The sequence below is a fragment of the Streptomyces sp. NPDC001927 genome, assembly GCF_053594455.1.
Window position 1 is genome coordinate 1 of the sequence record NZ_JBSFEN010000005.1, and the last position, 23,950, is coordinate 23,950.

Here is a 23,950-nt window from a genome sequence, read left to right on the forward strand (position 1 = left end):
TTGCCGAACGACGCCGTCTCCGAGGTGAACCTGTCACCCGTCAGCTGCATACCGTCACCGGAGTCACCGGCGAACCGAATGATCACCCGATCGAGTCGGCGGACTTCCTTCTCGTCGCCGTGGTGGGGCGCCGCCGGGGCGCTGCGCTGCTCCCCGACCAGGGCCTCACCGGCCTCGCTACTGACCTGGCTGGTCACTGAACTGGACCTCCCTCGCGGCAAGGGTCTCTCCGCCAGAGGCGGGAGAAGGCTCGCGGGGCGGACGGAGATCCGCCCGGCCCCGTGGCCCACCCTACGACGGTGGGATGGCCCCTCCCGGGACTTCTCGCATCGTGGACCTCGTTTTGAGATGCCCTATTGCCATGAATCGTCACGTTCTGTCTCCCCCCAGAATCTTCCGGAAAGTCGCGTTCCGCTCGTTCTTTGGTCTTAGGTCCAAATCAGGCCATCTGACACGGTGTCAGATAAGCAGGTATTCATGAATTCAGGTAGGTCAGCACGGCGAGCACCCGGCGGTGATCCCCGTCACTCGGCGACAGGCCCAGCTTGAGGAAGATGTTGCTGACGTGCTTCTCCACCGCGCCGTCGCTCACGACCAGCTGTTTCGCGATCGCGGAATTGGTCCGGCCCTCCGCCATCAGGCCCAGGACCTCGCGCTCCCGCGGGGTCAGGTTCGCCAGGACGTCCTGCTTGCGGCTCCGGCCGAGCAGCTGCTGGACGACCTCCGGGTCGAGCGCCGTACCGCCCCTGGCCACCCGGACCACGGCGTCCACGAACTCGCGGACCTCGGCCACCCGGTCCTTCAGGAGATAGCCCACGCCCCGGCTGGATCCGGCCAGGAGCTCGGTGGCGTACTGCTCCTCCACGTACTGCGAAAGGACCAGGACCCCCACTCCCGGGAAATCCTTGCGCAACCGCACCGCCGCCCGGACGCCCTCGTCCGTGTGGGTGGGCGGCATCCGTACGTCCGCCACCACCACGTCCGGCAGCGCGTCCTCGCCCGCCAGCTCGGCCACGGTCTTGACCAGGGCTTCCCCGTCACCCACACCGGCGACGACGTCGTGCCCCCGGTCGGTCAGCAGCCGGGTCAGGCCCTCGCGGAGCAGCACTGAATCCTCGGCGATGACCACACGCACCCTGTCCGCCACGTCTTCCACGACCCTGAAGCCCCCATGTTCCGCTGATCGATCCGGGCTCCAGCATCGCACTCCACGGCCCCGTTGTGGGATATGCCGAAGACAGGGGCGACAGCCCGCCACACGCCGCGCGCGTGGGCGGTCGTCCCGCCGGGCGGATAACGCGCCCGGCGGGACGACCGCCCCCACCGCTCCGACCGGAGGGCTCACGCCCTCCAGGGCAGCTCCGCCGTGATCGTCGTCGGACCGCCCGCGGGCGAGTCCACGGCCAGGATCCCGTCGACCGCGTCGAGCCGCTCCGTGAGCCCGGCGAGCCCCCGGCCCGCCGCCGTCTCCGCGCCGCCCCGGCCGTCGTCCCGCACCTGGAGCAGCAGCCGGTCGCCGACCCGCCACACGTCCACCCAGGCGCGCCGCGCCTCCGCGTGCTTGGACACGTTCTGCAGCAGCTCGGACACGGTGAAGTACGCGATGCCCTCGATCGCGGGCACCGGCCGGGACGGCAGGTCCACGTCGACCGAGACCGGGACCGCGCAGCGCGAGGCGACCGCGGAAAGGGCCGCGTCCAGGCCCCGGTCGGTCAGGACCGCCGGGTGGATGCCCCGGGCCAGGTCCCGCAGCTCCTGCAGCGCCGTCTTCACCTCGCCGTGCGCCTCGTCGACCATCCGCGCCGCCGCCTTCGGGTCCTCCGCGAGCTTCTCCTTCGCGAGCCCCAGATCCATGGCGAGCGCGACGAGCCGGGCCTGCGCCCCGTCGTGCAGATCGCGCTCGATGCGGCGCAGATCGGCGGCGGCGGTGTCCACGACCACGCCCCGGTCCGACTCCAGCTCGGTGACGCGGTTCGCGAGCCGCGACGGGCCGAGCAGCCCGGAGACCATCAGCCGGTCCACCGAGGTCAGCGCGCGGATGATCCACGGCCCGACGAGCACGAACACCAGGCCGACGGCGCTGGTCACGGCGATCTCGAAGGGGGAGTCCAGGTAGAAGGCGTGCGTCCGGTCGCCGTACAGCTGGATGCCGTCCTGCCCCGCGTACATCGGGAAGACCCACTGCCACAGCGGGTACGTGAACATCGCCCAGCCGTACATCCAGAAGGCCACCGAGACCGTGAAGGCGAAGATCGCCCACGGCATGTGCAGCAGCGCGTACAGCAGGTGCCGCCAGGACGCGCCGCTCTTGAGCGTCGCCCCCATCCACGACAGGGCCCCGCCGGTACGGCCCCGGGCCGGCTCGGGCGGCGCCACGTCGAGACCGAGCAGCCCGCGCGCCCGGGCCCGCTCCACGGCACCGAAGCCCCGGCCGAGCGCCAGGGCGCCGGCCAGGACCGGGATGCCGAGGAAGGTGACGAGGAGGCCAGCGCCCGCCGCGACGAGGGCGATGGAGAGGGAGAAGTAGACGCAGCTGAGCGGCAGCCCGAGCAGCAGGTAGCCGAACTCGCGCCAGGTACGGCCGGCGAACGGCGCGCGGATCGCGGCGGGAAGGCGGGAGGAGGCGGCCATCGCGGTGGTCCGTTTCTGCTCGGGAGTGACTCAGGGGTGGAGAGATAAGGGGAAGCGGTACGACACAAGGTTTCCGCGCGGGCGGGCCCGGGACCATGAGGGAGGTGGGCCTCTCGGTGCGGGGGTTTTCCCTACCTAGGGGGCGGCGGCTGGGGCACGGGGCCGGCCCGCCAACGCGGCGGCCCGGGCAGCGACGGAAGACCGTCGCTGCCCGGGCCGTAACTGGGGGGTGTTACGACCCCGTCGGCCGGCCCCGCCAAGGCAGTTCCGCCGTGACCGTCGTCGGGCCGCCCTCCGGCGAGTCGAGGACGAAGAGCCCGTCGACCGCGCCGAGCCGCTCCGCGAGCCCCGACATTCCCGTACCGCCGTCGAGCCGCGCGCCGCCGCGCCCGTCGTCCTGGACCTGGAGGAGCAGCCGGTCGTCGCGCCGCCAGACGTCCACGGAGGCGGACCGGGCCCGGGCGTGCTTGGACACGTTCTGGAGCAGCTCGGAGACGGTGAAGTAGGCGATGCCCTCGATCGCCTCGGCGGGCCGCTCGGTCAGGTCGACCGTGACCTTCACCGGGACGGTGCACCGCGCCGCGATCGACGAGAGCGCCGCGTCCAGGCCCCGGTCGGTGAGGACGGCCGGGTGGATGCCGCGGGCGAGGTCGCGCAGCTCCTGGAGCGCGAGCTTCACCTCGCCGTGGGCCTCGTCGACCATCGCGGCCGCCGCCTCCGGGTCTTCGAGGAGCTTCTCCTTCGCCAGGCCGAGCCCCATCGCGAGCGCGACGAGCCGGGCCTGCGCGCCGTCGTGCAGGTCGCGCTCGATGCGGCGCAGATCGGCCGCGGCGGTGTCGACGACCACGCCCCGGTCGGACTCCAGCTCGGCGATCCGCCGCTCCAGCTCGTCCGAGGGCGACAGCAGCCCGCGCACCATGGCCCGGTCGGCGGTGGACAGACCGCGCGCCACGAACGGCAGCAGCGGCCAGAGCACGATCAGCGAGACGAGCGTGACGGTGAAGGTCACGATGCCCCAGGGCAGCCGGATGAAGCCGTACAGCATCGTCCGCCACGCCACCGGGTCCTTCAGCGCGGTCCAGAGCCAGTTGAAGAAGCCGTGCCTGCGGGGGAGCGGGCTGGGCTCGTCCACCCGTACGGAGAGCAGCGCGCGGGCCCTCGCCCGCTCGGACCGGCCGATCCCGCGCGCCCCGGCGAGGCCGAGCGCGAGCAGCGGCAGGCCGACGACCGTGACGGCCAGGCCCACGCCGATCGCGACCGCCACCACCGTGTAGACGAAGCCGACCAGGGTGGTCAGCAGATTGGAGAGAAGGAAGGAGATCTCCTTCCAGGTCTGCCGGCCGTAGGCGGGGCGGACGGGCGGCAGCGGGGTGTCGGTCTCGGCGCTCATGTGCCAAGCGTGCCGGTCGGCGGGCCCGGCCCGCCATGGGGTACGTAGGTGAAGGAGAGTAGGGGTAACCCCACCGTTCAGTCCGTGACACACCGCTTACGGGATCTTTAGCAGGGCCTAGACTCCCGTGCGTACAGAACGTGCGTGCAGATCACCAGAACGGGCAGGAAGCGAGGGGTGGACGTGCCGGATCCGACCGTGCGGGCGGGAATCGGACTCGCGGCGGACTACTTCGAGTCGTACTCCGTCGTGGGACTCCTCGCCGTCGTCGGCGTGCTCTTCGTCGCCGTGGCGTTCGGCGCGGGCCGGCTGCTGCGGCCGGTCGTCCCGACGCCGGAGAAGCTGCTGACGTACGAGTGCGGTGTCGACCCCGTGGGCGAGGGCTGGGCACACACCCAGGTCCGCTACTACGTGTACGCCTTCCTGTACGTGATCTTCGCCGTCGACTCGATCTTCCTCTTCCCCTGGGCGACCGTGTTCGCCGCGCCCGGGTACGGCGCGACGACGCTGGTCGAGATGTTCATCTTCCTCGGCTTCCTGGCCGTGGGCCTGCTCTACGCGTACAAGAAGGGCGTCCTGACATGGACGTGACCCCGACCCCGCTGCCGGCCCCGACGCTGGGCCCCTTGGCCCGCCTCGCGCCCGAGCCGATGAAGGTGGTCCTGAACTGGGGCCGCCGCTACAGCCTCTGGGTCTTCAACTTCGGCCTCGCCTGCTGCGCGATCGAGTTCATCGCCGCGTCGATGGCCCGCCACGACTTCATCCGGCTCGGCGTGATCCCCTTCGCGCCCGGGCCGCGCCAGGCCGACCTCATGATCGTCTCCGGCACGGTGACGGACAAGATGGCGCCCGCGGTGAAGCGTCTGTACGAGCAGATGCCGGAGCCCAAGTACGTCATCTCCTTCGGCGCCTGCTCGAACTGCGGCGGGCCGTACTGGGACTCGTACTCGGTGACCAAGGGCGTCGACCAGATCATCCCGGTCGACGTGTACGTGCCGGGCTGCCCGCCGCGTCCCGAGGCGCTGCTCCAGGGCATCCTCAAGCTCCAGGAGAAGATCGCGCGCGAGTCGCTGGCGGCGCGGTACTCGGGCCCGTCGGTCGGCCAGCTGACCAGCGGCCTGGTGGCCGCGCCCGAGCCGGGCGGTGAGAAGTGACCGGGAACGCGTACGACGCCCTGCCCGAGGCCGTGACCGAGGTCTTCGGCGAGGAGGCGACGGCGGAGCGGGCGTACGACCTGCTGACGGTGGACGTCCCGGTCGGCTCGTGGATCGCGGCGCTGGAGATCGCGCGGGACAAGCTGGGCTGCACGTACTTCGACTGGCTGAGCGCGGTCGACGAGCCGGGCGTGGGCTTCCGCGTCTGCGCGCACGTCGTGGCCCTCGAGGGCCGCACGGTGCGTCGGCTCCTGGTACGGACGACGGTGAGCCACGAGGCGGCGGTGCTGCCGACGGCGGTGCCGATCTACGCGGGCGCGGAGTGGCACGAGCGCGAGACGCACGAGATGTTCGGCGTCGCGTTCACCGACCACCCCAACCTCGTACCCCTGCTCCTGCCGGAGAACTTCGAGGGCCACCCGCTGCGGAAGGACTTCGTGCTCGCGGCGCGCGTCGCGAAGGCGTGGCCGGGCGCGAAGGAGCCGGGCGAGTCGGACCACGGCGGCCCGAAGCGCCGCCAGATGCTTCCCCCGGGCGTCCCCGACCCCAACGACTGGGGCCCGATGAAGGGCCAACTCCCACCGGCCCCGGCCCGCCCGGCCCGGACGCCGCGTGCGGGTGCTGGCGCGGGCGCTGGAGCGGCCGCGGGTGCCGGCGCTGGTGCGGGTGCCGGTGCCGCTGCAGGCGTGGAGCGCCCGGTGCGCCGTGCCCGCACGGCAGCCGGGGGCTCGGCGAGCCAGGCCCCCGAGACGACGACCCCGGCCGCGGAAGGCGCCCCGGAGGCCGCGGCCCCGGCGCGCCCGCCGCGGCGCAGCCGCTCGGCGGCTGAGGGCTCCGCGAGCCAGGCGGGCACGCCGGCCGAGGAGCAGGTGCCTGGCGCGGCCGAGGGCACCCCGGAGGCCCCGGCGGCCCGTCCGCCGCGCCGCTCCCGCAGCGCGGCCGACGGCTCCGCGAGCCAGGCGGCCACCCCCGAGTCGCCCGCCTCGCCGCCCCGCACCCGGAGCTCGGACGCGCCCTGGCACCACGCCCGCCCGGCGTTCGACGACGAGGCCGCCCAGGCCCCCGAGCCCGCACCGGATGCCGACGCGGCACCCGCCCCCGAAGCGGACGCCGAAACGCGCTCCGACGCCGAGCCCACCGCCCCCGAGCCCACCGACACGAACCCCGCCCCCGAAACCGACACCGACCCCGACGCCGACCCCACCCACCCCGCCGGAGGCGATCCCGCGTGAACGACGTACTGGACGTCGCCCTCCGGCTGCTCGTCGTCTTCGCCGTGTTCCTCGTGCTGCCCCTCGTGGTCGGGCAGACCGAGCACAAGGTCATGGCGCACATGCAGGGTCGCCTCGGCCCCATGTACGCCGGTGGGTTCCACGGGTGGGCCCAGCTCGTCGCCGACGGGGTCAAGTTCGCGCAGAAGGAGGACGTGGTCCCGGCCAACGCCGACCGCCGCGTCTTCCAGCTCGCGCCCGCCGTCGCCCTCCTCCCGTACCTCCTGGTCCTCGTCGCCATCCCCATCGGCCCGAGCGAAGGCGCCGTCGGCCAGGTCGTCGACGCCGGCATCTTCTTCGTGCTCGCGGTCATGGGCGTCGGCGTGCTCGGCAGCCTCATGGCCGGCTGGGCATCGGCCAACAAGTTCTCCCTGCTCGGCGGCTTGCGCACCGCCGCCCAGCTGCTCGCCTACGAGCTTCCGATGCTCCTCACCGCCGCCTCCGTCGCGATGGCCGCCGGCACGGTCTCCCTGCCCGGCATCCTGAACGCCTTCGAGTGGTGGTGGCTGCCCTGGCAGATCGTCGGCGCCCTCGTCTTCTTCGTCGCGGGCCTCGCCGAGCTGCAGCGCCCGCCGTTCGACATGCCGGTCGCCGACTCGGAGATCATCTTCGGCGCGTACACCGAGTACACCGGCCTCCGGTTCGCGCTCTTCCTGCTCGCCGAGTACGCCGGCATCGTCGTCCTCTGCGGCCTCACCACCGTCCTCTTCCTCGGCGGCTGGCACGGCCCCTTCGGTGCCGACGGCCTCGGCTGGGTCTGGACGCTGCTCAAGACCGCGGTCCTCGCCTTCATCGTCATCTGGCTCCGCGTCAGCTACCCGAGGCTCCGCGAGGACCAGCTCCAGAAGCTCGCCTGGACGACCCTCGTCCCGCTCGCACTCGCGCAGATCGCGCTCACCGGCATCGTGAAGGTGGCGATCCAGTAATGCCTCCCATCCCCGGCTCCGGCCTCGCCAAGGGCCTCGCCGTGACGCTCCGTACGATGACGAAGCGCTCGCACACCGCGCAGTACCCGGACAAGCAGCCCGAACTCCCGCCCCGTACCCGCGGTGTCATCGGGCTCTTCGAGGAGAACTGCACCGTCTGCATGCTCTGCGCCCGCGAGTGCCCCGACTGGTGCATCTACATCGACTCCCACAAGGAGACGGTGCCCGCCGCCGCCCCCGGCGGCCGTGAGCGCAGCCGCAACGTCCTCGACCGCTTCGCGATCGACTTCGCCCTCTGCATGTACTGCGGTATCTGCATCGAGGTCTGCCCCTTCGACGCGCTGTTCTGGTCGCCGGAGTTCGAGTACGCCGAGACGGACATCCACGAGCTCACCCACGAGCGCGACAAGCTCCGCGAGTGGATGTGGACGGTTCCGGAACCGCCCGCGCTCGACCCGCGCGCCGAGGAGCCGAAGGAGATCGGCGCGGCCCGCAAGGCGGTCGAGAAGGCCGCCGCCGCGGCCGCCGCGGCCGAGGCCGAGGCCGAGGGGGACCAGGAGTGAACCTCGCCGCCACCCGTGCCGCCGAAGCCGCCACCACCCCCGGTTTCCTCTCGCCCTCCGGCGTCGAGGTCGCCTTCCTGCTCGTCGGCCTCGTCACCCTCGGCGCCGCCGTCGTGACCGTCACCACCCGCCAGCTCGTGCACGCCGCGCTCTGGCTGGTCGTGGCGCTCGGCGGGCTCGCCGTCGAGTACCTGCTCCTGACCGCCGAGTTCATCGCCTGGGTCCAGGTGCTGATCTACGTCGGTTCCGTCGTCGTCCTCCTCCTCTTCGGGCTCATGCTCACCAAGGCCCCCATCGGGCGCTCCCCGGACGCCGATTCGGGCAACCGCCCCGTCGCCCTCGCGGTCGCGCTCGTCGCGGCCGTCTCCCTTGTCTGGGTGGTCGTCGACGCCTTCCGTACGACCTGGATCGACCTGGACGGACCGGCCCAGGGCTCCACCAAGGTGACCGGCGAGATGCTCTTCCGGCACTGGGTGCTGCCCTTCGAGGCGCTCTCCGTCCTGCTGCTCGCCGCCCTGGTCGGCGCGATCGTCCTGTCCCGCAAGAACGCCAAGGAGGCCCGGGACTGATGCATCTCGCCTACCCCGCCGTCCTCGCCGCCCTGCTCTTCTGCGTCGGCCTCTACGGCGTCCTCGCCCGCCGCAACGCGATCCTGGTCCTGATGTCCGTCGAGCTGATGCTCAACGCCGTCAACCTCAACCTCGTCGCGTTCGACGTCTGGCTCCGCGACACCCTGCACGCCGGCCAGGCGCTCACCCTCTTCGTCATCGCCATCGCGGCGGCCGAGATCGGCATCGGCCTCGCGATCGTCCTGATGGTCTACCGCAACCGCGGCACCTCGGACGTCGACCGCCTCCGCGACACAGCCGAGACCGAGACCGGGACGGATCCCGAGGCCGCGGCCACCGCGCCCGACGAGAAGGCCGAGGCCACCGCGTGACCACCACGACCCTCGCCGTCCTCGTCCCCCTCCTCCCCTTCCTCGGCTCGGCCGCAGGCCTGCTCCTCGGCCGGACCGCCCCCGGCTTCGTCCGCCCGCTCGCGGTCCTGCCGACGCTCGCCGCCGCCGTCCTGGCCGCGCTCGTCGCCGTCCGGCAGGGCGGCGGGAAGCCCATCGAGGCCGCCACCCAGCTCACCCCCACCGGCTCGGTCCCCATCGACCTGGCCCTGAACATCGACGGCTTCGCCGCGCTCGTCGCCGTCCTCGTCGGCGTGGTCGCCACCTGCGTGCAGGTCTACTCGACCGGCTATCTGCGCGACGACCCGCGCTACCCCTCGTACGCCGCGCTCGTCTCCCTCTTCACCTCCGCCATGCTGCTCGTCGTCTACTCCGGCGACCTGATGGTGCTCCTGGTCGGCTGGGAGATCATGGGCATCTGCTCGTACTTCCTCGTCGGCCACTACTGGGAGACCCCCGAGGCGCGCGCCGCCTCCCTGAAGGCCTTCCTGGTCACCAAGCTCGGCGACGTCCCCTTCCTGATCGGCCTGTTCGCGCTCGCCACCGACGCGGGCACGTTCCGGATCGACGGGATCCTCGGCGCCGTCGCCGCGGGTGCCCTCGACCACCCCACGCTCATCGCGCTGCTGCTCCTCGCGGGCGTCGCGGGCAAGTCCGCGCAGTTCCCGCTGCACACCTGGCTCCCCGACGCGATGGCCGGCCCCACCCCCGTCTCCGCGCTCATCCACGCGGCGACGATGGTCGCCGCCGGTATCTACTTCGTCGCCCGGCTGCTGCCCGTCTTCGCCGCGTCGGCCGCCGCGATGACGGTGCTCGCGGTGATGGCCGCCGTGACGATGGTCGGCTCGGCGCTCGCCGCGCTCGCCCAGGACGACATCAAGCGCGTCCTCGCCTACTCGACCATCGGTCAGCTCGGCTACATGGCCGGCGCCCTGGCCGTCGGCGACCGCGGCGCCGCCGTCTTCCACTTGATGTCCCACGGCGCCTTCAAGGCCCTCCTCTTCCTCGCCGCCGGCGTCGTCATCCACGCCGCCGGTACGAACTCGCTCTCGGCCATGTCCCGGATGGGCGGCCTGACGAAGCGGATCCCGGACGCGTACTGGACGATGACCGTCGCCCTCCTCGCGCTCGCCGCCCTGCCCCCGTTCGCCGGCTTCTTCTCCAAGGAAGCCGTCCTCGTGGCCGCCGAGCACACCGCCCTCGGGGACCGCACCGTCGCCCCCGCCGGGGCCGGCTGGGCCGTCCTCGTCGCGGGCCTGCTCACCGCCCTCCTCACCGCCGCCTACGCGATGCGGCTCTGGCTCCTGGCCTTCCGCGGCCGAGGCGCCGAGGTCCCGGACCACGGTCGCCAGCCGCTCGCCATGACCGCCGTGCTGTGGGTGCTCGCCATCCCCTCCCTCGGCTTCGGACTGACCGTCACCTACCTCGACGACTGGTTCGACGGCCACGCCCTCACCCCGACCGTCACCACGGCCGTCCTCGGCACGGGCATCGCCCTCGTCGGCGCCGTCGTCACATACGCGGTCTGGCGCACCCTCGCCACGAAGGCCGTCGCCGCCCCGGCCGGCCCCGCCCGCGAGGCGGCCGCAGCGCACGTCGCCCACCCCGACGCCGAAGCGGGCAAGGTCGAGGCCGAGGCGCTGCACCTGCCGCACCCCGCCGAGGACCCGCGCGACCCCGGTCGCGCCCTGCTCGGCCCCCTGCACGCCCCCGCGGCCGCCGGCTTCCACCTGGACGCCCTCTACGCCGCCGTGTTCGTCCGCCCCGTCCTGGCCGCCGCCTCCCTGGTCCGCTTCCTGGACCGCGAGGTCGTCGACACCTACGTACGCGGCGCGGGCACCGGAACCCAGTGGCTCGGCTGGCTCGTCCGCCGCGCCCAGACCGGCAACGTGCAGACCTACCTGAGCGCCCTGCTCGCCGGCTCCGTCGTCCTGGCGATCGCCGCCGTACTCGTCGCCGCCGGAGCGTGAGACGTGATCGATATCAGCGAATCCGTGATGCAGTTCCTTCTCGCGTTGATCGTCGCCGGCCCGCTCCTCGGTGCCGTCGCCGCTCTCCTCCCGGCCCCGCCCGGGCTGAAGGGGAAGTCGCCCGACCAGGCCGTGCTGCGCCACGGCGTGGTCGTGACCGGCGTGATCCTGCTCGCCGCGATCGTCCTCATGCTCGGCTTCGACCACGACCAGCCGTCGAAGATCCAGGCGAGCACGGACATCAAGTGGATCCCCGCACTCGACGTGCGGCTCCACCTCGGTGTCGACGGCATTTCCCTCCCCCTCCTGGTCATGACCGCGCTGCTGACCTTCCTCTGCGCGCTCTACAGCTACTTCAAGATGCCCAGCGGCCCTTCCCCCAAGGGCTTCGTGGCGCTCCTCCTCGTCCTCGAGTCCGGCACCCTCGCGACCTTCGCCGTCCTCGACCTCATCCTGTTCTTCCTGGCCTTCGAGATGGTCCTCATCCCGATGTACTTCCTGATCGCCCGCTGGGGCGGTGCGGGCAGGCAGGCCGCGGCCTGGAAGTTCATCCTCTTCACGCTGCTCGGTTCCGTCGTCATGCTGCTCGGCCTGCTCCTCATCGGCGTGAAGGCGGGCACGTTCGACATGGTGGCACTCGCCTCTGACAACGGCCGTGGGCTCTCCACATCCGTGCAGGTCATCGCCGTTCTCGCGATCGGGATCGGGCTCGCGGTGAAGACCCCGATGTGGCCGCTGCACAGCTGGCTCCCGGACGCGCACACCGCCGCCCCCACCGTCGGCTCGGTCCTCCTCGCGGGCGTCCTGCTGAAGATGGGCACGTACGGCTTCGTGCGGATCCTCCTGCCGATCACCCCGGACGGGATGCGGACCTTCGCTCCGTACCTGGCCGCCTTCGCCGCCGTCGGCATCATCTACGGCTCCCTCGCCTGCCTCGCCCTCACGCGCCCCGGCATCAACGGCGACCTCAAGCGGCTGATCGCGTACTCCTCCGTCGGCCACATGGGCTTCGTGCTCCTCGGCATCGCGACCATGACCCCCACCGGCGTCAACGGCGCGCTCTTCGCCAACATCGCCCACGGCCTCATCACCGGCCTGCTGTTCTTCCTGGTCGGCGCGCTCAAGGACCGGTACGGCACCGCCGACCTCGACACCCTCGCCGGCGCCACCGGCGCCGCCCTCTACGGCCGCGCCCCGCGCCTCGGCGGACTGCTCGCCTTCGCCGCCGTCGCCTCCCTCGGGCTGCCCGGCCTCGCAGGCTTCTGGGGCGAGATGCTCGCCCTGTTCGGCGCCTTCGAACCGGCCGAGGGCCTCAGCCGACCCGCCTTCCTCACCTTCATGGTCATGGGCGGCATCGGCACCCTCCTGACCGCCGCGTACCTCCTCCTCGTCGTCCGCCGCGTCTGCATGGGCGGCCCCCGGCCGAGCGGGGAGAGCGCGATCGCCGACGTCCAGGGGTACGAGTTCGCAGCCTGGACCCCGCTCGTCGCCCTCACCGTCCTCGCCGGCCTCTGGCCCGCGATCCTCCTCGGCCTCACCGACCCGGCCGTGCAGCAGCTCCTCGCGGGAGGAAACTCGTGAACCCCACGAACCTCGTCCAGTCCGTCGACTGGCTCGCGATCGCGCCGCCCACCCTCACCGCCGTGGTCGCGCTCGCCGTCCTCGTCGCGGACCTCTTCCTCCCCGAGCGCCACAAGCAGCTCCTCGGCTGGACCGCGATCGCCGGGCTCGTCGCCTCGATCGCCCTGCTGATCCCGCTGCGCGCCGGGAACCGCTCGACCTTCTGTCTCACCACCGAACCGGCCGCGACCGCCGCCTGCAGCTACACCGTCGACCGCTTCACCCTGGTCATCCAGTTCCTGGTGTTCGGCGGCGCCCTGCTCACGGCCCTGCTGTCGCTCGCGGACACGCGTGACCGGCTGCCGGCGGGGGAGTACTGGTTCCTGCTGCTCTCCTCGGCCGCCGGCGCGGCCCTGCTGCCCGCCTCCCGCGACCTCGCGACCCTCGTCGTCGCCCTCGAAGTGGCCTCCCTGCCCGCGTTCGCCCTGGTCGGCATGCGTCGCGGCGACCGGCGGTCCAGCGAGGCGGCACTGAAGTTCTTCCTGTCCTCGGTCACCGCGACCGCCGTGACCCTGCTCGGCGTGAGCTTCGTGTACGCGGCGACCGGCACCCTCCACCTCACGGAGCTCGCCCAGGCGCTCGACGACGTCCCCGGACAGCTGGAGACCCTCGCCGGGGCGGGCGTGGCGCTCACGCTCGTCGGCTTCGCCTTCAAGACGGCCGCCGTCCCCTTCCACTTCTGGGTCCCCGACACCTACGTCGGCGCCCCGCTGCCCGTCGCCGGCTACCTCTCCGTGGTCGGCAAGGCCGTCGGCTTCACCGGCCTCATCCTGGTGACGGTCGTCGCGTTCCCCTCGTACGCCGACATCTGGGGCCCGGCCCTCGCCGTGCTCGCCGCGCTCACCATGACCGTCGGCAACGTGGCCGCCCTGCGGCAGGTCTCCACACGCGCGTGGAGCGCGGTCCGGCTGCTCGCCTGGTCCTCCGTGGCCCAGGCCGGCTACCTCCTGGTCCCGATCGCCGCCGCCGCGTACTCCAGCGACGACGCGATCGGCGCCACCCTCGCGTACGCCCTGATGTACGCCGTCGTGAACCTCGGCGCCTTCGCGGTCGCCGCCCTGGTCGCCCGTACGCACCCCGAGAACCGGATCGCCGACTACCGCGGCCTCTACGCGGCCAGCCCCCTGCTTGCGCTCACCATGGGCTTCTTCCTGCTGAACCTGGCGGGTCTGCCCCCCGGTATCATCGGCCTCTTCGCCAAGGTCACCGTCTTCTCGGCCGCGGTCGACGCCGGCCTCGGCTGGCTGGCCGTGATCATGGGCGTGAACGTCGTGATCGGCCTCTACTACTACCTGCGGTGGACAGCCCTGCTGTTCCGCGAGCCGGTCGGGGAGCGGCCCCACGCGCGCGTGCCAGCCGCGATCACCCTGGCGGTCGGCCTCGCGGCCGTCGCGGGCGTCGTGCTCTCGGGCTACCCGCAGTTCGTCCTCCGCTTCGCGGCGGACACCCTGTTCTGACCGAGCGAAACCCCCTCATCCCCCCACACAGAATTGCATCAAGGAGCTTCACCCGTGCTGACCGGTTTCAAGGACTTCATACTCCGCGGGAACGTCGTCTCGATGGCCATCGGTCTGGCCGTCGGATCCGCTTTCACCGCCGTCGTGACCGGCTTCAGCAAGGCCTTCATCACGCCGCTCATCGGTCTCGCCACCGGTTCGGTCGGCGACTTCAGCGAGGCGAAGTTCAAGGTCGGGCAGACGATCTTCCCGTACGGCCTGGCCATCTCCGCCGCCATAGCGTTCGTGATCACCGCCGCGGTGCTCTACTTCTTCATCGTCGTCCCCATGACGAAGGTGCAGGAGAAGTTCGCCAAGGAGGAGGCCGCCGAGAAGTTCGAGATGCGCGACTGCCCCCGCTGCTTCACCGAGATCCCGGCCGTCGCCACCCGCTGCGGGCACTGCACCAGCGAGGTCGAGCCCTTCGACGCCGCCCTGGAGAAGGCCGGCCTCCCGGCCCCGCGCTGACCCGGCCACCGCGGGCCTCACCCGTACGGCCCACACCGGCCCCCCGTGGGGGCAAGGGAACCGGAGCATCCCGCCTGGCGTTGACCAGTACGGGAGGTTCCACTGGATGGGGGTCCCCCTGACGAAGTCCAAGGGGAGGACGACCACCGAGCAAAGGGTTCCCCTGCCGCACCACTTGGAGGGCGTACCGTGCACCGCCGGCACAACGGGCTGAGGACCGCCGTACTCCTCGGAGGGCTCTCGGCCCTCATCATCGTCATCGGCAGCTTCTTCGGCCGTACGGGGCTGATCGTCGCGCTCTTCGTGGCGCTCGGCACCAACGCGTACGCCTACTGGAACAGCGACAAGCTGGCCCTGCGGGCCATGCGGGCGCGCCCGGTGAGCGAGTTCGAGGCCCCCGCGCTCTACAAGATGGTGCGCGAGCTCTCCACCCAGGCCCGCCAGCCGATGCCCCGGCTCTACATCTCGCCCACCCAGGCGCCGAACGCGTTCGCGACCGGCCGGAACCCGCGCAACGCGGCCGTGTGCTGCACCGAGGGCATCCTCGCCATCCTGGACGAGCGCGAGCTGCGCGGGGTCATCGGCCACGAGCTGAGCCATGTCTACAACCGGGACATCCTGATCTCCTCGATCGCCGGAGCGCTCGCCTCCGTGATCATGTTCCTGGTCAACTTCGCCTGGCTGATCCCGGTCGGCCGGTCCAGCGACGACGACGGCCCCGGCCTGCTCGGCATGCTCCTGATCATGATCCTCGGCCCGGTCGCCGCCTCGGTCATCCAGCTCTCCATCAGCCGCTCCCGGGAGTACGAGGCGGACGCCTCGGGCGCCCAGCTCACCGGCGACCCGCTGGCCCTGGCGAGCGCCCTGCGCAAGCTCGACGCGGGCACGAAGCAGCTGCCGCTGCCGCCGGAGCCGAAGATCGAGACAGCGAGCCACATGATGATTGCGAACCCCTTCGGAGCGGGCAGAGGCGTATCGAAGCTGTTTTCGACGCACCCGCCGATGGCGGAGCGCATCGCCCGACTCGAACAGATGGCAGGTCACCGCCCGTGAAGACAATTCTGAACATCATCTGGCTGGTTCTGTGCGGCTTCTGGATGTTCCTCGGCTACATGCTGGCGGGCATCCTGCTGTGCATCACCATCATCGGCATCCCCTTCGGGCTCGCCGCCTTCCGGATCGGCATCTACGCCCTCTGGCCCTTCGGCTACACAGTCGTGGACCGGCGGGACGCGGGCGCGCCCTCCTGCGTGGGCAATGTCCTGTGGCTGATCCTCGCGGGCTGGTGGCTCGCGCTCGGCCACATCACGACCGGCATCGTCCTGTGCATCACGATCATCGGCATCCCGCTGGGCATCGCGAACTTCAAGCTGATCCCGGTCTCGCTGCTCCCCCTGGGCAAGGAGATCGTCCCCTCGGACCAGGCGACGTACGGCTACCAGTCCCACTGACGGCGTCGGCCCACGGCCTCACGGACGTGGGCGATGGTGGCGTCGTCCCTGGCTGACCGCGTACGCGACCGTGCCCACCGCGAGGACGCCGAGGCCCGCCAGGACGGCGCCCGGGGGCAGCGCGAAGGCGAGGGCCACGCAGCCGGCCAGGCCCAGGGCGGCGAGGGGGCGGTGGGCGCGGCCCAGGGTCCACGCGGAGGCGTTGGCGATGCCGTAGTAGACGAGCACGCCGAAGGACGAGAAGGCGATCCCGCCCCGCACGTCCGCCGTGGCCGCCACCACGGCCACCACCGCGCCCACCGCGAGCTCCGCCCGGTGCGGCACCTGGAAGCGGGGGTGGACGGCCGCGAGCGCCGCCGGCAGATGGCCGTCCCTGGCCATCGCGAGCGTCGTACGGGACACCCCGAGGATCAGCGAGAGCAGCGAGCCGAGCGCGGCGACGGCCGCCCCGACCACGACGACGGGCACCAGCCACCCCGCGCCGGCCGCCCGGGCCGCGTCGACCAGCGGGGCGGGGGAGTCGGCGAGGGCCTGCGGCCCGAGGACGGCGAGGACGCACACCGCGACGGCCGCGTAGACGGCCAGCGCGATGCCGAGGGCGAGCGGTACGGCGCGCGGGATGGTCCGGGCCGGATCGCGCACCTCCTCGCCGAGCGTGGCGATCCGCGCGTACCCCGCGAACGCGAAGAAGAGCAGCCCGGCGGCCTGAAGCACCCCGCTGACCGTCACCTCGGTGTCGAGCGCGAGGCGCTGGAAGTCGGCCTCCCCCGACCCGAGCACGGTGACGACGAGGGCGGCCAGTACGGCGAGCACGAGCGCCACGACGACCCGTGTCAGGAGCGCGGACTTGTGGACTCCGCCGTAGTTCAGCGCCGTCAGCGCGACCACGGCCGCGACCGCCACCGCGTGGGCCTGTTCCGGCCACACGTACGCCCCGACCGTGAGCGCCATCGCCGCGCAGGAGGCGGTCTTGCCGACGACGAACGACCAGCCCGCGAGGTACCCGAAGAACGGCCCGAGACGTTCGCGACCGTACACATACGTGCCGCCGGAGGCCGGGTAGCGGGCGGCGAGCCGGGCCGAGGCCATCGCGTTGCAGTACGCGACGAGCGCGGCGAGCCCGAGCGCCGGCAGCAGCCCCGCTCCCGCCGCCCCGGCGGCCGGGCCGAGCGCGACGAAGATGCCGGCGCCCACCATCGAACCGAGCCCGATGACGACGGCGTCGAAGACGCCGAGGGAGCGGCGCAGTTCGGGTGTCATGCACGGCACACTACGTGCGGACGGACGGTCGCGTGGACGGGCGTCGGCGGGGCGCCCGTGGGGCGTCGGTGGGGCCCGCCGCAACCGTGCCCGGCGCCCTGGCGTCTTTCCTGCCATGAACGTCATCAGCTGGATCGTCCTGGGCCTGCTCGCGGGCGTCGTCGCCAAGGTCCTGCTCCCGGGCCGCGACCCGGGCGGGCTCATCGGCACGACCCTCATCGGCATAGCCGGCGCCTTCACCGGTGGCTGGATCTCGTCCACGTTCCTGGACCGCCCGATCACCACCGGCTTCTACGACACGGCGACCTGGATCTCGGCCATCGGCGGCGCGCTGGTGCTGCTGATCGCGTACCGCATCTTCTTCGGCCACTCGCGCTCGCGCTGACGCTAGAGCCGCGGGAGCCGCGGGAGCCCCGTCTCGCGGAGGGTGATGTTGAGCCGCCCGCTGAGCCCGAGCGCGGGATCGCCGGTGCCGGGAAGGACCTTGGGGACGCCGTGATAGGCGAACCGCGAGGCCCCACCGAAGACAAAGAGATCCCCGGAAGCCAACTCGACATCCGTATACGGCTTCCCGCGGTTCTCGGTGTTCCCGAACCGAAACACGCAACGATCCCCGAGGCTCAACGAAACGACCGGAGCCCCGGACCGCTCTTCCTTGTCCTGATGGAGCCCCATCCTGGCGCCTGCACCGGCGTCGTAGAAGTTGACGAGACAGGCGTCGGGCGCGAAGGAGGAGTCGACCCCATAGGCCTCACGAACCCCGTCCCGCCCCAAATCACCCAGCCAAGCGGGCAGTTCCACTTCCACGACATCGAGATACCGATACGGAACCCAGCGCCGCCCGAGGCAGAGCGACCGTACGGACATGACGCCGCCGCCCGGCAGCACGGTGTGCTCGTACGTCAGGGGCCCGCGCCCCCACTCCCGGCAGGCCGCCACCAACTCCCGCTGCCGGTCGAGGGAGAGCCACCCGGGCACGTGCACGGCACCGGGGGCGACGACGGCCCGCGCACGCGGAAAGAGCCCGTCCATCAGCCGTCCCGCTCGAGCCCGAGCAGCAACTCCTTGCGCTCCAGGCCGGCCGCGTACCCGCGCAGGCTCCCGTCCGCGCCGACGACCCGGTGGCAGGGCCGCACCACGAGCAGCGGATTGCGCCCGATCGCGGTCCCGACGGCGCGCACGGCGGCGCCGGAGGACCCGACCTTCCGGGCGATGTCTCCGTAGGAGACGGTGGCCCCGTACGGGATCTCCTCCAGGGCATGCCAGACACGCCGCTGGAACTCCGTACCGCCGTCCGCGAACGGGATGTCGAACCGCTCGCGCCGCCCGGCGAAGTACTCGCCCAGCTGCCCGGCGATGCCCTCGAACGCCTCGGGCGCGTGCCGCCACCCGTCCTCGACGGCGGCGCCACCCTTCTGCTCGGGCAACGACAGCGAAACCAACTCGACGCCCCCGCCCTCGCCGCCGTCCCGCCCGACGAGCAGCATCCGCCCCAGGGGCCCGTCGACGTACGCGTACACGGTCATGGCGGTTCCTCTCCTCGCACTCGCTTCCCGTCCAGTGTGCGAGGCTCCACAGGCCCAAAGCTGGCGGTTTTCGGACACGGCTATCGCCGCCCGCCGAACCCCGGGCCCGGGGGAGTCGGACTCAGCGGTAGTTGACGAACTGGATCGCGAAGTCGAAGTCCTTGCCCTTGAGCAGCGCCTGCACCGCCTGCAGGTCGTCACGGCTCTTCGAGCTGACCCGCAGCTCGTCGCCCTGGACCTGCGCCTTGACGCCCTTGGGGCCCTCGTCACGGATGGCCTTCGCGACCTTCTTGGCGTTCTCCTGCGAGATGCCCTCGACGACCGACGCGAAGAGCTTGTACTCCTTGCCGGACAGCTGCGGCTCACCGTCGACGTCCAGCGACTTCAGCGAGATCCCGCGCTTGATCAGCTTGGTCTGGAAGATGTCGAGGATCGCCATCACGCGCTCCTCGCCGTTCGCCTGCATCAGGATCTTCTCGCCCGACCAGGAGATCGAGGCGTTGGTGCCCTTGAAGTCGTAGCGCTGGGAGATCTCCTTGACGGCCTGGTTGAGGGCGTTGTCGACCTCCTGCCGCTCGACCTTGGAGACGATGTCGAAACTGGAGTCGGCCATGACGTGTGGCTCCTTGCGTCGAATGCGTTGCGGTTGCTTGGCGTACGGGCCAAGCCTAGTCAGTCGATCACCCTCGAACCGCTGATCAATCCGGTGGCGAAGCACCCCTGAGGATCAGGTATCGTTTACGTCGTTGCCCCGGAGCACCGCCGAAAAGCGGCTCCGAGCAGCGACATCCCATGGCGGTGTGCCCGAGTGGCCAATGGGAGCGGACTGTAAATCCGTCGGCTTAGCCTACCCAGGTTCGAATCCTGGCGCCGCCACGCGATAGAGAAGGTCCCCGGTGTTCGCACCGGGGACCTTCTTCGTTGTTCGGGGAGCGGGCGGGGTGGGGGTCAGTTGCCGGCCACGGCCTTTACCGCGACCGTTACCGGCGTCGAGCCGCCGATCAGTTCCAGGGTCAGGCCTGCCGTTGCCGGGGTGTCCAGGAGTTCGGAGAGGACCGCTGCCACGTCGTCGCGGGCGATGGGGCCCCGGCCCGTGGCCGCCTCCAGGCGGATCAGGCCCGTGCCCGCGTCGTTCGTCAGCATGCCGGGGCGCAGGATCGTCCAGTCCAGGGCGCCACGCGCGCGTACGTCGTCGTCCGCCGCGCCCTTGGCGCGCAGGTAGGCGTCGAAGATCTCGTCGCCCTGGTGGGACGCGTCCGCGCCCATCGAGGAGACGACGATGTAGCGGCGCACGCCCGCCCGTTCCGCCGCGTCGGCGAAGAGGACCGCCGCCCCGCGGTCCACCGTGTCCTTGCGGTCCACGCCGCTGCCCGGGCCCGCGCCCGCCGCGAAGACCGCCGCGTCCGCGCCCCGCAGAGCCGCCGCGACGTCCTCGACGCTCGCCGACTCCAGGTCCAGGACGATCGGTTCCGCGCCGGCCGCCCGCAGGTCGTCCGCCTGGTCCGGGTTTCTGATGAGCCCCGCGGGCTCGTGCCCCGCCGCCGAGAGCAGCCGCTCCAGACGCAGGGCGATCTGACCGTGTCCTCCAGCGATGACAATGCGCATACTCACGACCGTACGACGGGACCGGCCGGAGGGCTTCCCGGCTCAGGACGTTCCGGCCGCACCTGGCGCGGCAGATCGAGCGCCGCCGCCGAATCGCAGTACTCCCGTACGGCGCTGGTGCGCGCCACCACCCGACCCCGGTGCACCACGATCCGGCTGTACGCGAGCGACAGCACGCCCGAGAGACGCTCACCGCGGACGGCCAGCAGCTCGGCCGGGAACCCGGCCTCCACCCGTACCTCCGCGAGACCCATCGCCGTGCGCGCCGCCGCGCTCACCGCCCCGTACGCGTCCTCGACCGCCATCCCGCCCAGCGAAGCCAGCAGATACGCGGCCTCCAGCGGGTCCCCGCGCCCCACCGGGTTCGAGACGTCCCGCAACGCCCCGCTCCCGGCCGCGAGCCGCACCCCCGCCGACCGCAGCAGCCGCACCGGCGCCGCGCCCCGCCGCTCGGTCGCCTCGCAGCCGCCCTGCGGCAGGCAGACCACCGTCACACCGGCCGCCGCCAACTGGTCCGCGGCCCGCCGCGCCGCGTCCGGGGGCAGCCGGGAGAGGCCCGCGCACGGGCCGATCGTCACGCCGGGCCGCAGCCCGCCCGCCATGGCCGCGAACCGGGCCAGCCGCGCCGGGTCGTCCGCGTCGGTGTGCAGGTCGACCGGGCAACCCTGCTCGGCCGCCACCTCCAGGACCGCCTCCACGTACCCCGCCGGGTCCGGATCGAGGTCCGGGCAGCCGCCCACCACGCTCGCGCCCATCTTCACGGCGTCCCGCAGCATCGCCAGCCCGTCCGCGCCCGCCGTGCCGGTCAGCAGCCGGGGCACCGCGACCGTGGTCAGGTCCACCAGGCCGCGCAACGAGCGCCGGGCCTGGAGCACGGCCTCCAGCGGGCCGAGGCCGTGGACGTCTCCGATCCGGACGTGCGCGCGCTGCGCGGTCGCGCCGTGGCCGAGCTGGAGCAGCGCCGCCTCGGTGGACCGCCGCTGCACCTCGTCGGGGGCGTACGAGACGGGGCCCGGGGAGTCGGCGCTGAGCGCGGTGTCGGCGTGGGCGTGCGGCTCGGCGGGGGCGGGGAGCAGCAGATAGCCGGCCAGGTCCACGCGCGCGCCCACGGCGGTGAGGCTGCCCGCCGTGCCCACGGCCTCGATCCGGCCGCCGACAAGGCGTACGTCGACCGTCCGGCCGTCCGTGAGCCGGGCGTTGGAGAGCAGCAGCGAGGTGGTGTCGGCGGTGGCGGCGGACCGGTCGTCGGGCGGCTGGGGCTGCTTGCTGTCGGCTGACATCGGCCTCCTCAAGGCTCCTCGAGCTCACGGTCAGGTTCAGCTCAAGATCAAGATCACGCAGCGTGGGGCCGAGCCTAGGGGCGGGGCGCCCGCCCTTCGAGGAGGTGGGCAATAGTCGTACTGATGAGTGCCACGTGTGGCGTACGTGTGGCGTACGGGACGGGCGTGGCGAGCACCCGCGCGGGCCCGTTCGAGGCACGCGCGCGTGCCCGTCGGTGGGGCTTCGAAACGGATTTGGGCGATCGGCGGAGGACCGTGTAATGTCTTCATCGCTCGCCCCAATAGCTCAGTCGGTAGAGCGTCTCCATGGTAAGGAGAAGGTCTACGGTTCGATTCCGTATTGGGGCTCTGGTGAGAAGGAACCCACCCTCGGGTGGGAACCGGATCATCAAAGCGGTGTAGCTCAGTCGGTAGAGCAAGCGGCTCATAATCGCTGTGTCACCGGTTCAAGTCCGGTCACCGCTACAGACAGTAGCCCGATTGTGGGGTCGGTCCTTCGATCGGCTACTCTTCTATGCGTTCATCCGTCCATCCGTCCGTCAAGGAGCACTCACGTGGCTGCCACCGACGTCCGCCCGAAGATCACGCTGGCCTGCGTGGAGTGCAAGGAGCGGAACTACATCACCAAGAAGAACCGGCGTAACAACCCGGACCGTCTTGAGATGAAGAAGCACTGCCCTCGCTGCAACTCGCACACTGCGCACCGCGAGACGCGTTAATCAGGCTCGTTCACGAGGCCGTCCCCGCCAGGGGGCGGCCTCGTGTCGTTTGTCGGCAACAAATCCAGGAGGTATCGAGTCCATGGCGCTCGACCAGTCCTTCGTGGGCCGGACCTATCCGCCCACCGCGCCCTACGAGGTCGGCCGGGAGAAGATCCGCGAGTTCGCCGAGGCGATCGGCGACGCGAATCCCGCCTACGTCGACCAGGAGGCGGCGAAGGCCCTCGGCCACCCCGATGTGATCGCCCCGCCGACCTTCCCGTTCGCGATCACGTTCAAGGCGGCCGGTCAGGTCGTCGAGGACCCGCAGCTGGGCCTGGACTACAGCCGCGTCGTGCACGGCGACCAGAAGTTCGCCTACACCCGTCCCGTACGGGCCGGGGACCGGCTCTCGGTCGTCACGACCATCGAGGCGATCAAGTCGATGGCGGGCAACGACATCCTGGACATCCGCGGTGAGGTCCACGACGCGACCGGCGAGCACGTCGTGACCGCCTGGACCAAGCTCGTGTCCCGCGCGCCCGAGGAGGCCTGAGTCATGACCGCGAAGATCGCCTACGACGAGGTCGAGGTCGGCACCGAGCTGCCGGCGGCCACCTTCCCCGTGACGCGCGCCACGCTCGTCCAGTACGCCGGTGCCTCCGGGGACTTCAACCCGATCCACTGGAACGAGAAGTTCGCCCGCGAGGTCGGCCTGCCGGACGTCATCGCGCACGGCATGTTCACCATGGCCGAGGCCGTCCGCGTCGTCACCGACTGGGCCGGCGACCCGGCCGCCGTCGTCGAGTACGGCGTGCGCTTCACCAAGCCCGTGGTCGTGCCGAACGACGACGAGGGCGCCCTGATCGAGGTCAGTGCCAAGGTCGCGGCCAAGCTGGACGACGGACTGGTCCGGGTGGACCTGACCGCGATGTCGGCCGGCCAGAAGGTCCTGGGCATGTCCCGGGCCGTGGTCAGGCTGGCGTAACGCATCGTGACGGGAAGGGGCGGCCGCCTGTGCGCGGTCGCCCCTTCTTCGGGGTTGCGTTGTTAGTGATTGAGTACTAACTTCGAAGTATGGCCAGGATGAGTGCGGAGGAGCGACGCGAGAGCGTGATCCGTGCCGCCATGAGCGAGTTCAGTCGCGGCGGGTACTACGGCACGTCCACCGAGGCCATCGCCAAGCGCGTCGGCGTCTCGCAGCCGTACCTCTTCCGGCTCTTCCCCGGTAAGAAGGCGATCTTCCTCGCCGCCTCCGAACGCTGCATCGCCGACACCATCAAGGTCTTCGCGGATGCCGCCGACGGGCTGTCGGGGGAGGAGGCCATGCGTGCCATGGCCAACGCGTACACCAGGATCATCGCCGAGGACCCGGACCGGCTCCTGATGCAGATGCAGGTGTACGCGACGGTCGCCGCCGCCGAGGCGGCCGGTGACCACGAGTTCGGCGAGGCCGTGCGCGCGGGCTGGATGGAGCTCTGGGAGACCGTCCACCTCGCGCTCGGTGCCGAAGTGACCGAGACCACGACCTTCCTGGCGTACGGGATGCTCATCAACACCCTCGTCGCCATGGGATTCCCGCCCGAGCACCGGGTCTGGGAGGGCCTCTACCCCTCCGCCCGGAGCCTCGGACGGCTGGAGAAGTAGCGCCACGCGTCGTCCATCTCCGCGGATTCTCATGAT

Annotated in this window: 28 protein-coding genes and 3 tRNA genes; 21 read left to right on the forward strand and 10 right to left on the reverse strand. The window is 71.6% G+C overall.

What is annotated here, in order from left to right; genetic code table 11:
* The 4 genes from ACWCO8_RS13830 to ACWCO8_RS13845 all read right to left on the reverse strand — a co-directional run.
* A partial coding sequence (locus tag ACWCO8_RS13830) for a hypothetical protein (protein ID WP_362016990.1) occupies positions 1-197 on the reverse strand: 197 nt, incomplete at its 3' end.
* Positions 198-475: 278 nt separating this feature from the next.
* Entirely contained in the window at positions 476-1,135 is a 660-nt protein-coding gene (locus ACWCO8_RS13835; protein WP_362016996.1) for a response regulator transcription factor, read from the reverse strand.
* 206 nt (positions 1,136-1,341) lie between these two features.
* A complete protein-coding gene (locus ACWCO8_RS13840) occupies positions 1,342-2,631 on the reverse strand; it encodes a sensor histidine kinase (RefSeq protein ID WP_451032415.1) in 1,290 nt (429 codons plus the stop codon).
* 232 nt (positions 2,632-2,863) lie between these two features.
* Complete coding sequence (locus ACWCO8_RS13845; RefSeq protein WP_451032416.1) at positions 2,864-4,021, reverse strand: sensor histidine kinase; 1,158 nt, start codon at positions 4,019-4,021, stop codon at positions 2,864-2,866.
* A gap of 150 nt (positions 4,022-4,171) precedes the next feature.
* Here ACWCO8_RS13845 and ACWCO8_RS13850 point away from each other — a divergent pair, with 150 nt between their 5' ends.
* The 13 genes from ACWCO8_RS13850 (at position 4,172) to ACWCO8_RS13910 (ending at position 15,898) form a co-directional block, all read left to right on the forward strand.
* Positions 4,172-4,612: an NADH-quinone oxidoreductase subunit A gene (locus ACWCO8_RS13850; protein ID WP_451032840.1), complete on the forward strand. Its 441-nt coding sequence runs from the start codon at positions 4,172-4,174 to the stop codon at positions 4,610-4,612.
* Positions 4,603-5,175, forward strand: coding sequence for an NADH-quinone oxidoreductase subunit B (locus tag ACWCO8_RS13855; RefSeq protein WP_362016984.1), 573 nt, complete (start codon positions 4,603-4,605; stop codon positions 5,173-5,175). The genes ACWCO8_RS13850 and ACWCO8_RS13855 overlap by 10 nt, the downstream gene beginning before the upstream one ends.
* Positions 5,172-6,407, forward strand: coding sequence for an NADH-quinone oxidoreductase subunit C (locus ACWCO8_RS13860; protein ID WP_451032417.1), 1,236 nt, complete (start codon positions 5,172-5,174; stop codon positions 6,405-6,407). The genes ACWCO8_RS13855 and ACWCO8_RS13860 overlap by 4 nt, the downstream gene beginning before the upstream one ends.
* A complete protein-coding gene (locus ACWCO8_RS13865) occupies positions 6,404-7,372 on the forward strand; it encodes a complex I subunit 1/NuoH family protein (protein WP_451032418.1) in 969 nt (322 codons plus the stop codon). Before ACWCO8_RS13860 ends, ACWCO8_RS13865 begins: the two co-directional genes overlap by 4 nt.
* Positions 7,372-7,935 (forward strand): NuoI/complex I 23 kDa subunit family protein, encoded by a 564-nt coding sequence (locus ACWCO8_RS13870; protein ID WP_451032419.1) that lies wholly within the window; start codon positions 7,372-7,374, stop codon positions 7,933-7,935. Before ACWCO8_RS13865 ends, ACWCO8_RS13870 begins: the two co-directional genes overlap by 1 nt.
* Positions 7,932-8,504, forward strand: a complete 573-nt coding sequence (locus ACWCO8_RS13875; RefSeq protein WP_451032420.1) for an NADH-quinone oxidoreductase subunit J family protein — start codon at positions 7,932-7,934, stop codon at positions 8,502-8,504. Before ACWCO8_RS13870 ends, ACWCO8_RS13875 begins: the two co-directional genes overlap by 4 nt.
* Positions 8,504-8,875 carry an NADH-quinone oxidoreductase subunit NuoK gene (gene nuoK / locus ACWCO8_RS13880; protein WP_362016975.1) on the forward strand — a complete coding sequence of 124 codons (372 nt, stop codon included), beginning with the start codon at positions 8,504-8,506 and terminating at the stop codon, positions 8,873-8,875. Before ACWCO8_RS13875 ends, nuoK begins: the two co-directional genes overlap by 1 nt.
* Positions 8,872-10,863, forward strand: coding sequence for an NADH-quinone oxidoreductase subunit 5 family protein (locus tag ACWCO8_RS13885; RefSeq protein WP_451032421.1), 1,992 nt, complete (start codon positions 8,872-8,874; stop codon positions 10,861-10,863). Before nuoK ends, ACWCO8_RS13885 begins: the two co-directional genes overlap by 4 nt.
* A gap of 27 nt (positions 10,864-10,890) precedes the next feature.
* Positions 10,891-12,444 carry a complex I subunit 4 family protein gene (locus ACWCO8_RS13890; RefSeq protein WP_451032841.1) on the forward strand — a complete coding sequence of 518 codons (1,554 nt, stop codon included), beginning with the start codon at positions 10,891-10,893 and terminating at the stop codon, positions 12,442-12,444.
* The gene (locus ACWCO8_RS13895) at positions 12,441-13,940 is read left to right on the forward strand and encodes an NADH-quinone oxidoreductase subunit N (protein ID WP_451032422.1); all 1,500 of its coding nucleotides are present in this window, start codon (positions 12,441-12,443) and stop codon (positions 13,938-13,940) included. Before ACWCO8_RS13890 ends, ACWCO8_RS13895 begins: the two co-directional genes overlap by 4 nt.
* 54 nt (positions 13,941-13,994) lie before the next feature.
* Positions 13,995-14,447 carry a large conductance mechanosensitive channel protein MscL gene (gene mscL, locus ACWCO8_RS13900; RefSeq protein WP_451032423.1) on the forward strand — a complete coding sequence of 151 codons (453 nt, stop codon included), beginning with the start codon at positions 13,995-13,997 and terminating at the stop codon, positions 14,445-14,447.
* A 189-nt stretch (positions 14,448-14,636) separates the two neighbouring features.
* The gene (gene htpX, locus ACWCO8_RS13905; RefSeq protein ID WP_362016967.1) at positions 14,637-15,500 is read left to right on the forward strand and encodes a zinc metalloprotease HtpX; all 864 of its coding nucleotides are present in this window, start codon (positions 14,637-14,639) and stop codon (positions 15,498-15,500) included.
* A complete protein-coding gene (locus tag ACWCO8_RS13910; RefSeq protein WP_451032424.1) occupies positions 15,497-15,898 on the forward strand; it encodes a YccF domain-containing protein in 402 nt (133 codons plus the stop codon). Before htpX ends, ACWCO8_RS13910 begins: the two co-directional genes overlap by 4 nt.
* Before the next feature lie 18 nt (positions 15,899-15,916).
* Here ACWCO8_RS13910 and ACWCO8_RS13915 read toward each other — a convergent pair whose 3' ends face one another.
* A complete protein-coding gene (locus ACWCO8_RS13915; protein WP_451032425.1) occupies positions 15,917-17,158 on the reverse strand; it encodes an APC family permease in 1,242 nt (413 codons plus the stop codon).
* Between the two features lie 115 nt (positions 17,159-17,273).
* On the opposite strand from ACWCO8_RS13915, the gene ACWCO8_RS13920 reads away from it, so the two are divergent.
* Positions 17,274-17,543 (forward strand): GlsB/YeaQ/YmgE family stress response membrane protein, encoded by a 270-nt coding sequence (locus tag ACWCO8_RS13920; RefSeq protein ID WP_451032426.1) that lies wholly within the window; start codon positions 17,274-17,276, stop codon positions 17,541-17,543.
* A gap of 2 nt (positions 17,544-17,545) precedes the next feature.
* Here ACWCO8_RS13920 and ACWCO8_RS13925 read toward each other — a convergent pair whose 3' ends face one another.
* The 3 genes from ACWCO8_RS13925 to ACWCO8_RS13935 form a co-directional block, all read right to left on the reverse strand.
* Positions 17,546-18,190, reverse strand: coding sequence for an alpha-ketoglutarate-dependent dioxygenase AlkB family protein (locus ACWCO8_RS13925; protein ID WP_451032427.1), 645 nt, complete (start codon positions 18,188-18,190; stop codon positions 17,546-17,548).
* Entirely contained in the window at positions 18,190-18,684 is a 495-nt protein-coding gene (locus ACWCO8_RS13930) for a methylated-DNA--[protein]-cysteine S-methyltransferase (protein WP_451032428.1), read from the reverse strand. The genes ACWCO8_RS13925 and ACWCO8_RS13930 overlap by 1 nt, the downstream gene beginning before the upstream one ends.
* Positions 18,685-18,805: 121 nt before the next feature.
* Complete coding sequence (locus ACWCO8_RS13935) at positions 18,806-19,297, reverse strand: YajQ family cyclic di-GMP-binding protein (protein ID WP_451032429.1); 492 nt, start codon at positions 19,295-19,297, stop codon at positions 18,806-18,808.
* Positions 19,298-19,478: 181 nt separating this feature from the next.
* On the opposite strand from ACWCO8_RS13935, the gene ACWCO8_RS13940 reads away from it, so the two are divergent.
* A tRNA-Tyr gene (locus tag ACWCO8_RS13940) sits at positions 19,479-19,560 on the forward strand.
* Between the two features lie 72 nt (positions 19,561-19,632).
* Here ACWCO8_RS13940 and ACWCO8_RS13945 read toward each other — a convergent pair.
* Together ACWCO8_RS13945 and ACWCO8_RS13950 are read right to left on the reverse strand one after the other, a co-directional pair.
* The gene (locus tag ACWCO8_RS13945; protein ID WP_451032430.1) at positions 19,633-20,289 is read right to left on the reverse strand and encodes an SDR family oxidoreductase; all 657 of its coding nucleotides are present in this window, start codon (positions 20,287-20,289) and stop codon (positions 19,633-19,635) included.
* Between the two features lie 2 nt (positions 20,290-20,291).
* Entirely contained in the window at positions 20,292-21,569 is a 1,278-nt protein-coding gene (locus ACWCO8_RS13950) for an amidohydrolase family protein (RefSeq protein WP_451032431.1), read from the reverse strand.
* 275 nt (positions 21,570-21,844) lie between these two features.
* On the opposite strand from ACWCO8_RS13950, the gene ACWCO8_RS13955 reads away from it, so the two are divergent.
* From ACWCO8_RS13955 to ACWCO8_RS13980, 6 genes are all read left to right on the forward strand, one after another.
* Positions 21,845-21,917, forward strand: a tRNA-Thr gene (locus tag ACWCO8_RS13955).
* Between the two features lie 44 nt (positions 21,918-21,961).
* Positions 21,962-22,034: transfer RNA gene (locus ACWCO8_RS13960), tRNA-Met, on the forward strand.
* An 89-nt stretch (positions 22,035-22,123) separates the two neighbouring features.
* Positions 22,124-22,288 carry a 50S ribosomal protein L33 gene (gene rpmG / locus ACWCO8_RS13965; RefSeq protein ID WP_003956487.1) on the forward strand — a complete coding sequence of 55 codons (165 nt, stop codon included), beginning with the start codon at positions 22,124-22,126 and terminating at the stop codon, positions 22,286-22,288.
* A gap of 82 nt (positions 22,289-22,370) precedes the next feature.
* Positions 22,371-22,823, forward strand: coding sequence for an FAS1-like dehydratase domain-containing protein (locus ACWCO8_RS13970; RefSeq protein ID WP_451032432.1), 453 nt, complete (start codon positions 22,371-22,373; stop codon positions 22,821-22,823).
* A 3-nt stretch (positions 22,824-22,826) separates the two neighbouring features.
* Positions 22,827-23,255, forward strand: coding sequence for a MaoC family dehydratase (locus ACWCO8_RS13975; protein ID WP_451032433.1), 429 nt, complete (start codon positions 22,827-22,829; stop codon positions 23,253-23,255).
* 89 nt (positions 23,256-23,344) lie between these two features.
* Positions 23,345-23,914: a TetR/AcrR family transcriptional regulator gene (locus tag ACWCO8_RS13980; protein ID WP_451032434.1), complete on the forward strand. Its 570-nt coding sequence runs from the start codon at positions 23,345-23,347 to the stop codon at positions 23,912-23,914.
* The last annotated feature ends 36 nt before the right edge of the window (positions 23,915-23,950 follow it).

What these genes read in the sequence shown, in the direction of transcription:
- ACWCO8_RS13845 (WP_451032416.1), bottom strand. Translation starts at nt 4,021, where the DNA reads ATGAGCGCCGAGACCGACACCCCGCTGCCGCCCGTCCGCCCCGCCTAC.
- ACWCO8_RS13915 (WP_451032425.1), bottom strand. Translation starts at nt 17,158, where the DNA reads ATGACACCCGAACTGCGCCGCTCCCTCGGCGTCTTCGACGCCGTCGTC.
- ACWCO8_RS13930 (WP_451032428.1), bottom strand. Translation starts at nt 18,684, where the DNA reads ATGACCGTGTACGCGTACGTCGACGGGCCCCTGGGGCGGATGCTGCTC.
- ACWCO8_RS13945 (WP_451032430.1), bottom strand. Translation starts at nt 20,289, where the DNA reads ATGCGCATTGTCATCGCTGGAGGACACGGTCAGATCGCCCTGCGTCTG.
- ACWCO8_RS13970 (WP_451032432.1), top strand. Translation starts at nt 22,371, where the DNA reads ATGGCGCTCGACCAGTCCTTCGTGGGCCGGACCTATCCGCCCACCGCG.
- nuoK (WP_362016975.1), top strand. Translation starts at nt 8,504, where the DNA reads ATGCATCTCGCCTACCCCGCCGTCCTCGCCGCCCTGCTCTTCTGCGTC.
- ACWCO8_RS13975 (WP_451032433.1), top strand. Translation starts at nt 22,827, where the DNA reads ATGACCGCGAAGATCGCCTACGACGAGGTCGAGGTCGGCACCGAGCTG.
- ACWCO8_RS13840 (WP_451032415.1), bottom strand. Translation starts at nt 2,631, where the DNA reads ATGGCCGCCTCCTCCCGCCTTCCCGCCGCGATCCGCGCGCCGTTCGCC.
- ACWCO8_RS13935 (WP_451032429.1), bottom strand. Translation starts at nt 19,297, where the DNA reads ATGGCCGACTCCAGTTTCGACATCGTCTCCAAGGTCGAGCGGCAGGAG.
- ACWCO8_RS13980 (WP_451032434.1), top strand. Translation starts at nt 23,345, where the DNA reads ATGGCCAGGATGAGTGCGGAGGAGCGACGCGAGAGCGTGATCCGTGCC.
- ACWCO8_RS13920 (WP_451032426.1), top strand. Translation starts at nt 17,274, where the DNA reads ATGAACGTCATCAGCTGGATCGTCCTGGGCCTGCTCGCGGGCGTCGTC.
- ACWCO8_RS13870 (WP_451032419.1), top strand. Translation starts at nt 7,372, where the DNA reads ATGCCTCCCATCCCCGGCTCCGGCCTCGCCAAGGGCCTCGCCGTGACG.
- ACWCO8_RS13950 (WP_451032431.1), bottom strand. Translation starts at nt 21,569, where the DNA reads ATGTCAGCCGACAGCAAGCAGCCCCAGCCGCCCGACGACCGGTCCGCC.
- ACWCO8_RS13855 (WP_362016984.1), top strand. Translation starts at nt 4,603, where the DNA reads ATGGACGTGACCCCGACCCCGCTGCCGGCCCCGACGCTGGGCCCCTTG.
- ACWCO8_RS13925 (WP_451032427.1), bottom strand. Translation starts at nt 18,190, where the DNA reads ATGGACGGGCTCTTTCCGCGTGCGCGGGCCGTCGTCGCCCCCGGTGCC.
- ACWCO8_RS13890 (WP_451032841.1), top strand. Translation starts at nt 10,891, where the DNA reads ATGCAGTTCCTTCTCGCGTTGATCGTCGCCGGCCCGCTCCTCGGTGCC.